This is a genomic window from Kitasatospora saccharophila (assembly GCF_039529925.1).
Classification (GTDB): domain Bacteria; phylum Actinomycetota; class Actinomycetes; order Streptomycetales; family Streptomycetaceae; genus Kitasatospora; species Kitasatospora saccharophila.
Genome location: NZ_BAAANS010000118.1, coordinates 1 through 10,749 on the forward strand (window position 1 = coordinate 1; position 10,749 = coordinate 10,749).

At 74.2% G+C, this 10,749-nt stretch carries 9 protein-coding genes and 1 pseudogene; 3 read left to right on the forward strand and 7 right to left on the reverse strand.

The genetic code is table 11. The features are described 5' to 3' along the window. The 4 genes and pseudogenes from ABD345_RS39110 to ABD345_RS39125 all read right to left on the reverse strand — a co-directional run. Positions 1-394: pseudogene (locus ABD345_RS39110) on the reverse strand (N-acetyl-gamma-glutamyl-phosphate reductase); the annotation flags it as partial. Next, positions 391-1,242 (reverse strand): ATP-grasp domain-containing protein, encoded by an 852-nt coding sequence (locus tag ABD345_RS39115; protein WP_344559460.1) that lies wholly within the window; start codon positions 1,240-1,242, stop codon positions 391-393. The pseudogene ABD345_RS39110 and the gene ABD345_RS39115, both read right to left, overlap by 4 nt. 4 nt (positions 1,243-1,246) lie before the next feature. Then, entirely contained in the window at positions 1,247-1,432 is a 186-nt protein-coding gene (locus ABD345_RS39120) for a lysine biosynthesis protein LysW (RefSeq protein WP_344559462.1), read from the reverse strand. A 29-nt stretch (positions 1,433-1,461) separates the two neighbouring features. After that, on the reverse strand, positions 1,462-2,616 hold the full coding sequence (locus ABD345_RS39125; protein ID WP_344559464.1) for an isopropylmalate synthase: 1,155 nt from the start codon (positions 2,614-2,616) through the stop codon (positions 1,462-1,464). Between the two features lie 352 nt (positions 2,617-2,968). On the opposite strand from ABD345_RS39125, the gene ABD345_RS39130 reads away from it, so the two are divergent. Next, positions 2,969-4,132 carry an acyl-CoA dehydrogenase family protein gene (locus tag ABD345_RS39130; RefSeq protein WP_344559466.1) on the forward strand — a complete coding sequence of 388 codons (1,164 nt, stop codon included), beginning with the start codon at positions 2,969-2,971 and terminating at the stop codon, positions 4,130-4,132. Between the two features lie 20 nt (positions 4,133-4,152). Further along, entirely contained in the window at positions 4,153-5,421 is a 1,269-nt protein-coding gene (locus ABD345_RS39135; protein ID WP_344559468.1) for an acyl-CoA dehydrogenase family protein, read from the forward strand. A 69-nt stretch (positions 5,422-5,490) separates the two neighbouring features. Here the strand turns inward: ABD345_RS39135 and helR are convergent, their stop codons facing one another. Continuing rightward, positions 5,491-7,653 (reverse strand): RNA polymerase recycling motor ATPase HelR, encoded by a 2,163-nt coding sequence (gene helR, locus ABD345_RS39140; protein WP_344559470.1) that lies wholly within the window; start codon positions 7,651-7,653, stop codon positions 5,491-5,493. A gap of 340 nt (positions 7,654-7,993) precedes the next feature. Between helR and ABD345_RS39145 the strand changes: the two genes are divergently transcribed. Next, on the forward strand, positions 7,994-8,281 hold the full coding sequence (locus tag ABD345_RS39145; protein WP_344559472.1) for a hypothetical protein: 288 nt from the start codon (positions 7,994-7,996) through the stop codon (positions 8,279-8,281). A gap of 36 nt (positions 8,282-8,317) precedes the next feature. On the opposite strand, the gene ABD345_RS39150 is transcribed toward ABD345_RS39145, so the two are convergent. Then, positions 8,318-9,670: an ammonium transporter gene (locus ABD345_RS39150; protein WP_344559474.1), complete on the reverse strand. Its 1,353-nt coding sequence runs from the start codon at positions 9,668-9,670 to the stop codon at positions 8,318-8,320. Between the two features lie 31 nt (positions 9,671-9,701). Then, positions 9,702-10,640, reverse strand: coding sequence for an urease accessory protein UreD (locus ABD345_RS39155; protein WP_344559476.1), 939 nt, complete (start codon positions 10,638-10,640; stop codon positions 9,702-9,704). Between the last annotated feature and the right edge of the window lie 109 nt (positions 10,641-10,749).

Consider the following 10,749-nt stretch of genomic DNA (forward strand, 5'->3'; position numbering starts at 1 on the left):
CGGGCACGCCGTAGACGAAGCGGTCGGCCAGCTCCTCCGTCCGCCGCGCCTTGGGGTACCAGCGCCGGTGCACTTCGGGGTCGCGGATCCGGAAGGCCCCGCTGAGGTCCACCACGCAGGGCACCTGGTCGGCCAGCTGCGCGGCGAGCGCCGCCGAGGCCGGGGCCGGCGTGGCCAGGAAGACCACGTCGCACCGGCCCGCCAGACTCTCCGGGAGCTCCTCGATGGTCAGCCCGAGGTCCAACCGCAACCCCGGATGCAACTCCGCCGGACGCCGCCCCGCACTGGAGGAACCCCCCAGGAAGGTCAGCTCCAACTCCGGGTGCTGGAGCACCAGCCTGATCAGTTCGCCGCCGGCCAGGCCCGAAGCCCCGACGATGCCGACCCGGATCATCCGACGACCTCTCGTACGTAGCGGCCCACGGCCTCGGCGACGTCCACCCCGGTGGCGGTCTCGACCGCCTTGAAGGCGGGCGCGTGGTTGACCTCGTTGACGACGTAGCCGTCCGGGGTGGCGAACAGGTCGATGCCGTAGACGCCCTCGCCCAGCGCGTCGACCACGGAGGCGACGATCTTCTGCACCTCGGGGTCGTGCTCCAGGACGCGGTGTTGGTTGCCGAGCGCGGCGTTGCTGCGCCAGTCGGTGCCGGCGCTGCGGAACTCGGCGGTGGCGACCAGGTCGGCGCCGGCGACGAAGCAGCGGATCGAGGAGCCGCTGTTCAGGTAGGGCTCGACCAGGCTGGCCTGTTCGAAGCCGTGCCCGAGGTCCTCGACGTAGTCGTAGACGGACTGCGCGGTGTCCGCGTCGCGCAGCAGGGTGACCCGCTTGCCCATGCCGCCGAAGACCGGCTTGAGCACCACGGGCGGCGGCAGTTCGGTCAGGGCCTTCTCGAAGTCGCGCCGGGACAGGACCAGCCGGAAGTCGGGCACCGGCACCCCGGCGGCCCGCAGCAGGGTGCGCAGGGACAGTTTGTTCTCGCAGGCGTGGATCGCGGCCGCGGAGTTCAGGGTGGGTATCTTCGCGGCCTCCGCCAGGGTGGCGATCAGGCCGCCCCGGGTGTAGCTGCGGCTGCGGACCATGACCGCGTCGTACGGTTCGAGGGCCGCCCGTTCGGGGGCGCCCAGGCAGAGCGACTCGTCGTTGACCCAGACCATCCGGATCCCCAGCCGGGTGCCGGTTTCGATCAGCCGGCGTTCCTCCCAGCCGATCCGGTCGGCGATGATGGCGACAGTGCGGTCCATGGGCTCACTGGCCCCAGTCACGGAGCTGCACCTCGACCATGCGGAAGGAGAGGTGGCCGTCGACGACCTCCTCGACCCGCAGGGTCAGCATGCACTCGGGACAGGCGATGGTCTCGCCCTCCACCAGCGGCGGGGTGGTCAGGTCGGTCTCGCACTCGGGGCAGACACCGGTGAGTGTGGCGGTGGACACGGTTCCTCCAGGGTTCGGGGCGGGGACGGTCAGCGGGAGCTGTAGTCGACGGCGGCCTTGCGGATGCCCTCGCGGTCGAGCAGGTGGCGCCCGTTGTTCTCCTGCTGCGCGGTCAGCCAGTCGGTGAAGGCGTCGACGTCGACCTGGACGCCCGAGTCCTCCAGCGCCCAGCGGACCAGCGCGGGCGTCAGCCGGGTGCGCACCCGCAGTTCGCGGGTGTTGCCGAGGAGTTCGGCGGGCAGGGTCTCGTACGCCTCGGGGTGGGTCAGCTGGCCGGGCAGCTCGTAGGCGAAGGCGTGCGCCGTGGTCGGGCCGGGCTGGAACGCCTCGCCGAGCTGCGCGCCGCGCAGGGCCAGCGCGCTCAGTTCGGTCAGGTGGGACAGGTCGAAGCGGGTGTCGCCGTGGATGACCCGCAGCGAGGTGAGCAGTTCGGCCAGCGGGGCGTTGCCGCCGCGTTCGCCGATGCCGCCGACGGTGGCGGAGATCCACCGCGCGCCGGCCCGGACGGCGGCCAGCGAGTTGGCGACCGCCATGCCCAGCATGTTGTGCGAGTGGATCTCGATCTCGGAGCCGTCGATCGCGGTGATCTCCCCGATCAGCGACTCCATCTGCCAGGGCGACAGGCAGGCCACCGTCTCGGCGAGCCGGAACCGGTCCGCGCCCGCCTCGAAGCCGGCCGCCACGTAGGGCACCAGCCGCTCCTTGGGCGTGCGGGCACCGTCCTCACCGCTGAAGGTGACGTGGAAGCCGAGGTCCTTGGCGGTGCCGATGGCGGCCTTGGCCAGTGCGTTCAGGTACTTGAGGCTGGGCGAGGCCAGTTTCAGCCCGGCGTGCTGCTCGGAGGTGGGGATGGAGAACATCACGTGGCGGACGTCCAGCCGCTTCGCCTCCAGCAGTGCCGCCTCGACCTGCTGGCGGTCGCGGACCATGACCAGGCTCATGCTGCGCTCGGGGCCGACCGCCTCGTGGGTGGCGAGGATGAGGTCGGCGTCCTTGCTGTCGGGGCCGGAGATCATGCCGACCTCGACCAGTTCGACGCCGGTGCGCACCAGCAGGTCCGCGATGCGGGCGGCGTCCTGACGGCCGAACTCCACGCCGGCCATGTGGGCGGAGTCGCGCAGGGTGGCGTCGGACAGGTGGGGCAGCCTCTCGGCAAGGTCGCTCTGGTGCTGCGCGGGTGCCATCGCGTTTCCCTCCTTGCTCGGGACCCGGATTCCGTGGGACACGGCCCCGGGTCTTTCGACGAATCGTGCGGCTTGACGACGAATATCGTGCGAGATCGCGCCCGGCGGAGGCAACGGATTCCATGTCAGGTTTTGTCAAGGACCGTTGTCGAATGTCACGCCCCGTCAGCTCTGCAAGGGCCCTGTCGGCGGGTCGACAAATCTTCGGACAGGCACCCCCGACTCGTACGGGCCTTCGGTTACGGTGTCCGGGAATGATGCCGAAAGCTCCAGAATCACTGCGGCGCGCCCGTTCTCCCGCATTCTCGCGGGGGCGGTCACCGCGCCCACCGAAAAGGAGAGAGGGATCTGAATGCTTTATCCGAATTCCACGTCGGACGCCGCCGCCAGGGGGGCCGGCGGTAATCCGGCCGAATGGTCCCGGGACGCCGCCGACCGGATCGTGCGGCCGACCGCCGCCGAACGCGACCGGGCCGGCCGCTGGGACCCGGCCCTGCTGGCCGAGCTGGCGGGCCTGCTGGCCGGCCCGCTGGTGCCGCCCGCGCTCGGCGGCGGCGGCCTGTCCGCCGCCGAGACCTTCGCCCTGTTGGAGGGCCTGGGCGAGGGCTCCCAGGACCCGGGCTTCTCGCTCGCCGTCACCACCCACGCGGTGCTGTCCACCGTCCCGATCAGGGCGTTCGGCACCGCCGGGCAGCGGGAGCGCTACCTGCCGCGGGCCGCGTCCGGCGAGTGGCTCGGCGCCGTCTCGCTGCGCCAGACCCAGGGTGCCGCGCTCGCCCCCACCGTCCTGGCCCGGCCCGCCGGCCCGGGTTCGCGCGGCTGGGTGCTGGACGGCGCGGCCGACCTGGTGGCGGGCGCCCCCGTGGCCCACCACTTCCTGGTCGTCGCCGCGCACCGGGACGGCGGCCGCACCGCGTTCCTGGTCGACCGTGACCGGGCCGGCCTGCTGGTCGAGGAGGCCGGCCCGGCGGCGATGCGCACCTGCCCGTGGGGCCGGCTGGTCCTGGACGGCTGCGAGGTGCCGGAGGAGGCCGTGCTCGGCACCCCCGGCGGCGCCGCCGACGAGGTGGAGCCGCTGCTCGCCGCCCTGGACTGGGTCTTCACCAGTGCCCCCTGGCTCGGCCTGATGCGCGCCCTCACCCGGGACGCCGTCGCGGACTCCCGCGAGCAGCTGCTCTTCGGCCGCCCGCTGGTCCACGCCCAGTCCGTCCGCTTCACCCTGGCCGACCTGGTCTCCCGCTGCGAGCTGGCCGCCGGGCTGCTCCGGCGGGCGGCCGCGCAGTTCGACGAGGGCTCCCGGCCCTCCCGCCAGGACGCCGCGGCCGCGCGCCTGTTCGTCGTCGAGGCGGCCCGGCTGGTCACCGAGGGAGCGGCCGGCCTGTCCGGCGCGGCCGCCTTCACCGGCGACCACCTGGTCGAACGGGCGCACCGCGACGCGCTGTTCTTCGCCGGCACCGGCGGCGGCCCCGAGGTGCTGCGCCCGGTGATCGCGGCGGCCCTGCTGGAACTCGGCTGAGAGGGAAGGACGACACCGCCATGACGCTCACCTCCGACACCACCACGGCCGCGGACCGGGTTCCGGCCGCCACCGCCCCGTCCGCCACCACCCCGTCCGCCTTCGACTTCTCCGGCATCGCCGAACGGGCCGCCGAGACCGACGCGACCGGCCTGATACCGGAGCAGAACTGGCAGGACATCCGCGACAGCGGCTACCTGAGGCTCTTCCACTCCCGGGAGATCGGCGGCAGCGGAGCCGACCCGCTCACCCAGACCCTGGCCATGGAGGCGCTGGCCCGCGCCTGCCCGGGCACCTACTGGTCGGCCACCGTCTCGACCCTGCTGTGCGTCAAACTGATCGCCACCTACGGCGACCCGGTCCGGCACGCCCGGCTGATCGGCCCGCTGCTGAGCGGCGAGCGGCTGGCCTGCTTCGCCGTCGTCGAGGCGACCGCGGGCAGCGACTCCGGCACCTTCCGCACCACCGTGCGCCCGGCCGGCCCGGACGGCGACGGGTTCCTGATCACCGGTGAGAAGTCCCGGATCACCAACGCCCCCACCGCGGACCTGGCCGTCGTCCTCTCCCGGCGGGAGAAGGCGCCGGGCGACGACGGCCCCGACTGGTGCCTGGCCTTCGTCGACCTGCACCAGCCGGGCGTCGAGCGCTACGAGATCCCGCACATGGGCCTGCGCGGCATGCCCTGGGGCGGCATCGTCCTGAGCGACGCGCGGGTCGGGGCGGACGACGTGCTGCCCGTTCCGATCGAGGAGCTCTCCGAGACGATGGCCTGGGGGTGGCTGAAGAACTCCTTCGCGGCCATCGGCGTCGCCGAGGCGGCGCTGGACGCTTCCGTCCGGCACGCCCGCTCCCGGGTGTCCTTCGGCCGACCGCTGGCCCACATGGAGGGCGTCCAGGCGCAGTTGGCCGAGTCCCGGGCCCAGATCGACGCGGCCCGGCTGCTGGCCCTCCGGGCGGCGTACGAGCGGGCCGCGGGCCGCTCCGCCCGGGACCTGATCGCCATGGTGAAGGTCTATTCGACCGAGATGGCCGTCCAGGTCGCGGCCCGGGCCGTGCAGATCCACGGCGCGAGCGGCGTCACCAAGGGCCACGAGGTGGAACGCCTGTACCGGGACGCCCAGATGAACGTGATCGGCGGCTTCACCTCCAACCGCCTGCGCGAGCAGGTCGCGGAGGACCTGGGCCTCGGCCCGGCCGTCTACCACGCCTTCGACTGGGTCGCGCCCACCGGGCTCGGCCACGACCCGGCGGGCCTGGACGGACTCCCCCGCTCCGGCGAGGCCGCCTGACCGGTCCCGCCGGGCGGCGGCCCTCCCCCGCCGCCGCCCGGCGGGACCCCTTCCCCGGACCGCGGACGGTCAGCGCAGCACGGCCAGCTGCCCGGTGGCCCGGGTCATCGCCACGTACCGGTCGACGGCGCCCTCGATGCCGTCGCCGAAGGACTCCGGGTCGACCAGCACCACCAGGTCGAACTCCAGGCCCTTGACCAGTTCGGGACTGAGCGAGCGGACCCGGCCGCGGCCGAGGTAGCCGGGGTCGCCGATCACGCAGGCGGTGCCCTCGGGGTGCTCGGCCAGCCAGGCGTCCAGCAGCGCGTCGCGTTCGGCGCGGGCGCCGTGGTGGACGGGCAGGCCGCTGCGGCGGATCGAGGTGGGCACGTTGGCGTCGGGCAGGGCGGCCCGGATCACCGGCTCGGCCTCGGCCATCACCTCTTCGGGGGTGCGGTAGTTGACGGTCAGCGAGGTCATCGTGACGCGGTCCAGGCCGGCCCGCTCCAGGCGTTCGGTCCACGACTCGGTGAAGCCGTGCCGGGCCTGGGCCCGGTCGCCGACGATGGTGAAGGAGCGGGACGGGCAGCGGGCGATCAGCATCTGCCACTCGGCGTCGGTGAGTTCCTGCGCCTCGTCGACCACGATGTGCGCGAACGGCCCGGCCAGCAGGTCGGGGTCGACGGGTTCGGCCTCGGTGTGGTCGATCAGCGCGTCGCGCAGGTCGGCGCCGCGCAGCATGGCCACCGCGCCCTCGCTGTCGTAGTCGGCGTCCAGCAGGTGGTCGACGACGCCGTCCATCAGTTCGCGCTCGGCGGCCAGCCGGGCCCGGTGGGCGCGCTGGCGGCGGTCGGCGTCGGTGTCGCCGAGCCGGCGGCGGGCGGCGTCCAGCAGCGGCAGGTCGGCGAGCGTCCAGGCGGCGGGGTCGGTGCGCTGCAGGGTGCGGATCTCCTCGCGGCTCAGCCAGGGCGCGCACAGCCGCAGGTAGGCGGGGACGGTCCACAGGTCGCCGACCAGGTCGGTGGGCTCCAGGATCGGCCAGGCGCGGCGCAGCGCGCCGAGCAGTTCGGGGTCGCGGCGCAGTTCGCGGCGGAGCACCTCGGGCGAGATGCCGTCCTCCTCCTCGTCGAAGGAGTCGGCGTTCTTGTCGAGCAGGATGGTGATCAGTTCGTCGAGGATCTGCTGCCGGGCCTCGTTGTGCGGGACGCCGGGGCCGGGGGCGGCGAACGCCTCGGACCAGTCCTCGGGGTCGATCCACAGCTCGTACCACTCGGTGGAGAGCTTGCGGCCCTCGGCGGGCGGCTCCTCGTAGACGGCGACGGCCTTCTCGATCGCGTGCACCATCCCGGCGGCGGCCTTCAGCCGGGCCACCCCGGGGTCGGGCTCGGGGGCGACGGCGGCGCCCTCGGGCAGCAGGTCGCGCAGCGTGCAGGTCTGCACGCCCTCCTCGCCGAGGCTGGGCAGCACGTCGGAGACGTACGCCAGGTAGGGCTGGTGCGGGCCGACGAACAGCACCCGGCCCTTGCGGTGGCCCAGCCGCGGGTCGGAGTACAGCAGGTGGGCGGTGCGGTGCAGGGCGACCACGGTCTTGCCGGTGCCGGGGCCGCCGTCGACGACCAGGGCGCCGCGCGAGCCGGCCCGGATGATGGCGTCCTGGTCGGCCTGGATGGTGGCCAGCACGTCGCGCATCCGCTCGGAGCGGGAGCTGCCGAGGCTGGCGATGAACGCGGACTGGTCGTCCAGGGCGGCGTGGCCCTCCAGGCCGTCGGCGGTGAACACCTCGTCCCAGTAGTCGCCGACCCGGCCGCGCTGCCAGCGGTAGCGGCGGCGGCTGGCCAGGCCCATCGGGTTGGCGTGGGTGGCGGCGAAGAAGGGTTCGGCGGCGGGCGAGCGCCAGTCGACCAGCAGGCGGCGGCCGTCGGCGTCGGCGAGGCCGAGGCGGCCGATGTAGATCGGCTCGGGGTCGTCGGCGCGGACGATCCGGCCCAGGCACAGGTCGTGGCCGAAGCGGCTGAGGGTGCGCAGCCGGGCGGAGAGCTGGTGCACCTCGTTGTCGCGGTCCATCGCGGCCTGCCCGGCCCCGCCGGGGCTGCGGCGCACCTGCTCCAGGCGGGCGGTCAGCTCCGCGGTGTCCCGGCTCAGGGTGGCGGCGACCTCGACGAAGTGCCGGTCGTCGGCGGCGATCAGGGCCGGGTCCGCCTTGGCGGCGAGCCGCTCGGGCAGGTCGAAGGCGCTGGTCGTCGGCTGGTTCATGGGTGGTGACTCCGATCCGCTGCCGGGTGGGCCGCGCTCCGTCCGCGTGCTGCTCGCGGTCTGCCCCGTCTGTGCTGTTCGCGCGGGTTGCCCGGTTCAGACCAGCGATTGTGCGGCATCGGGGGGGCCTTGCGGCAAGGCCCCCCTTGCGGTATAAGTTTGATAACGGCAGGAGAGCGTGCGCTCCCTGCCTTTCGTGTGTCCGGGGGCGTTCCGGGGGTGTCCGCGCGCATCCTGCGCTGCCCGGCCGTCCGCTGTCCAGCGCCCGCCCGCGCCGTTGTTCACGCCCCGGCCACCGGGGTGCGGCCGGGCGGTCGCCCGGGGCGGCGACCATCCGGGGGTGACGCTCTCCCCCCGGCTCGGCGTGCTGCTCTCCGGCGCGGTCCTGTTCACCGTCTCCGGCCTGCTCGCGGCCTCCGGCGCCGTGCACCGCGGGCCGGGCGAGTGGCTGGGTCCGCGGGGCTGGGCGGGCGTCGGGCTCGGCTACCTGGTGCTGTGGCCGGTGCTGTACGCGGCGCAGGGCCCGGGCGGCGGCCGGCCGGCGCTGCCGTTCGCCGCGGTGTGCGCTGGCGGGGCGGCCTGCGTGCTGCTCGGGGCGGGGCTGGGACTGGGGCTGACCGGGTCCTGAGCCCGGCCCGGCGCCACCCGTCCGCCCGTCCGCCCGTCAGTTCCCGTCCTCGCGCCGGGTCCGGATCAGCGCGGCGATCTTCCGGACGAGTTCGCTGTCGCTGCGGACGGCGTCGGAGTCGACCAGCGAGCCGAGCCGGGCCGCGGTGAGGGTGTCGTAGGCGGTCTCCTCCGCCTCGCCGGGGACGTGCTGGTACTCGGCGGCCGCCCGGAAGCCGACCACCGCGTCGACCAGTTCGGCGATCAGCCAGGTCAGGGTGAAGGAGAACGCGGCGACCGCGAGGACGGCGAGCGCCTGCTTGCCCAGCAGGCTCCAGCCGCCGCCGTAGAACAGGCCCTCGGTGCCGCTGATCCGGGCGGTGGCGAACAGGCCGACCATGAGCAGGCCGGTGAGGCCGCCGACGCCGTGCACGCCGACCACGTCGAGGGTGTCGTCCACGCCGAAGCGGTACTTGAGGGTGACCGCCCAGGCGCAGACCGCCCCGGCGACCAGGCCGGTGACGACGGCGCCGAGCGGGTCGATCTCGCCGCAGGCGGGGGTGATGGCGACCATGCCGGCCACGCCCGCGGAGACCACGCCGGTGGTGCTGACCCGGCCGGTGCGCCACTTCTCGACCAGCGGCCAGGTGACCATGGCGGCGGCCCCGCCGAGCTGGGTGTTGAGGAAGGCCGCGGCGGCGGTGCCCTGGTCGCTGAGCGCGGAGCCGGAGTTGAAGCCGAACCAGCCGAACCAGAGCAGTCCGACGCCGATCACCACCAGCGGGATGTTGTTGGGCCGCTCCTCGCGCCGGGCCCAGCCGCGCGGGCCGCGCAGGGCCAGCGCGACGGCGAGGCCGGAGGCGCCGGAGCTGAGTTCGACCGGCAGGCCGCCCGCGAAGTCGAGCGCGCCCAGCTTGTCGTGGATCCAGCCCCGGGAGTCGAACACCCAGTGCGCGGTGGGCGCGTAGACCAGCAGCAGCCACAGCGGCACGAACACCAGCCAGCCGCGCATCCGGGCCCGGTCGGCGACCGAGCCGCTGATCAGGGCGACGGTCACGACGGCGAAGCCCATCTGGAAGGTCGCGAAGATGTAGGTGGGGATGGCGCCGGTGAGCGTGTTGATCTCGATGCCGCGGAGGAACGCCCGGTCGAGGTTCCCGATCACCCCGGCCCCGCCCGCGTCCGGCCCGAAGGCCAGGGTGTAGCCGAGCGCCCACCAGACCAGGCTGCCGAAGGCCAGGGCCGCGAAGCTCATCTTGATCATCATCAGGACGTGCTTGAGCCGGACCATGCCGCCGTAGAAGAACGCCAGCCCGGGCGTCATCAGCAGGACCATGGCGGTGGAGGCCAGCAGCCAGGCCGTGTCACCGGCGTTGTAGGCCGGTGGCATCGGCGGGGGCGCGGAGAGCACGGGGGTTACCTCCGGGAGGGGCGACGGGTGGTCAGGTCTTGCGCAGGTCGGGTGCGGGCCTGCCGGTGAGCAGCAGGCGGACGGCCCGCCAGGCGGCGTCGAGCGCGGCGGCGGTGCGGACGGGGCTGTCCTCCAGCAGGCGCAGCCAGGCGCCGCTGTCCTCGGGCAGGGTGGAGACGCCGTACAGCAGGCCGCGGCCGTCGAGGGCGCGGTGCAGGGTGTCGGCGATCTCGCCGGCGGGGCGCAGGTCGCTGACCGCGAACAGGGTGGCGAGGTGGTCGCGCCCGGCGAACACGGCGGGGCCGCGTCCGGCGCCGGGGGCCAGCCGCAGGGCGTCGACGGCGAGCAGGGTGCCGTCGGGGCGGGCGATCCGCAGGTCGGTGGCGAGCACCCGGTAGGCGTGCCGCTCGCCGCGGGCGAGGCGTCCGGCGGTGAGGGTCTCGCCGAGCACGACGGTGGAGCCGGGCGCGGCGGTGACGGTGGTGCGCTGGTGGAAGCGGGAGTCGCGGAACGGGATCAGCGGGTCGGGCAGGTACTCCAGGTAGGCGCCCTCCGCGGCGGTCAGTTCGACGCTCTGGCGGGCGTAGTCCTGTTCCATCCGGAACACCTTGGTGGCGGCCTGGGTGGTGAGGTGGACCCGGGTGCCGGGGCCGCAGCGGACGTCGATCCGGTAGCGGTCGGCCTGGGCGATGCCGCCGCCGGTGGACATCAGGTAGACGTGGGCGGCGTCGGGCCGGGCCGGGTCGATCCACAGCGGGCGCATGATCTGCAGCGGGGTCTTCTGGTAGCGCTCGACGAGTTCGGTGCGGCCGCCGCGGACGGCGAAGGCGAGGTCGAGGACGCCGACCTTGGCGGGTGAGCCGGGGGCGAGGGTGTCGGGCCGGGCGGCCCAGCCGGCCACCTCCGCGGGGAGGTGGCCGGCGGCCCAGTGCGCCGGGTCGAGCCGGTCGGCGGGCGGGGCGGCGGACATGGTCAGATCAGCGCCTTGCGCCGGCTGCCGAGGAAGGCGGCGAGTTCGGCGATGCCGGTGCCCTCCAGCGAGTTGGTGAGGATGACGGGCTTGCCCTCGCGGACCCGGT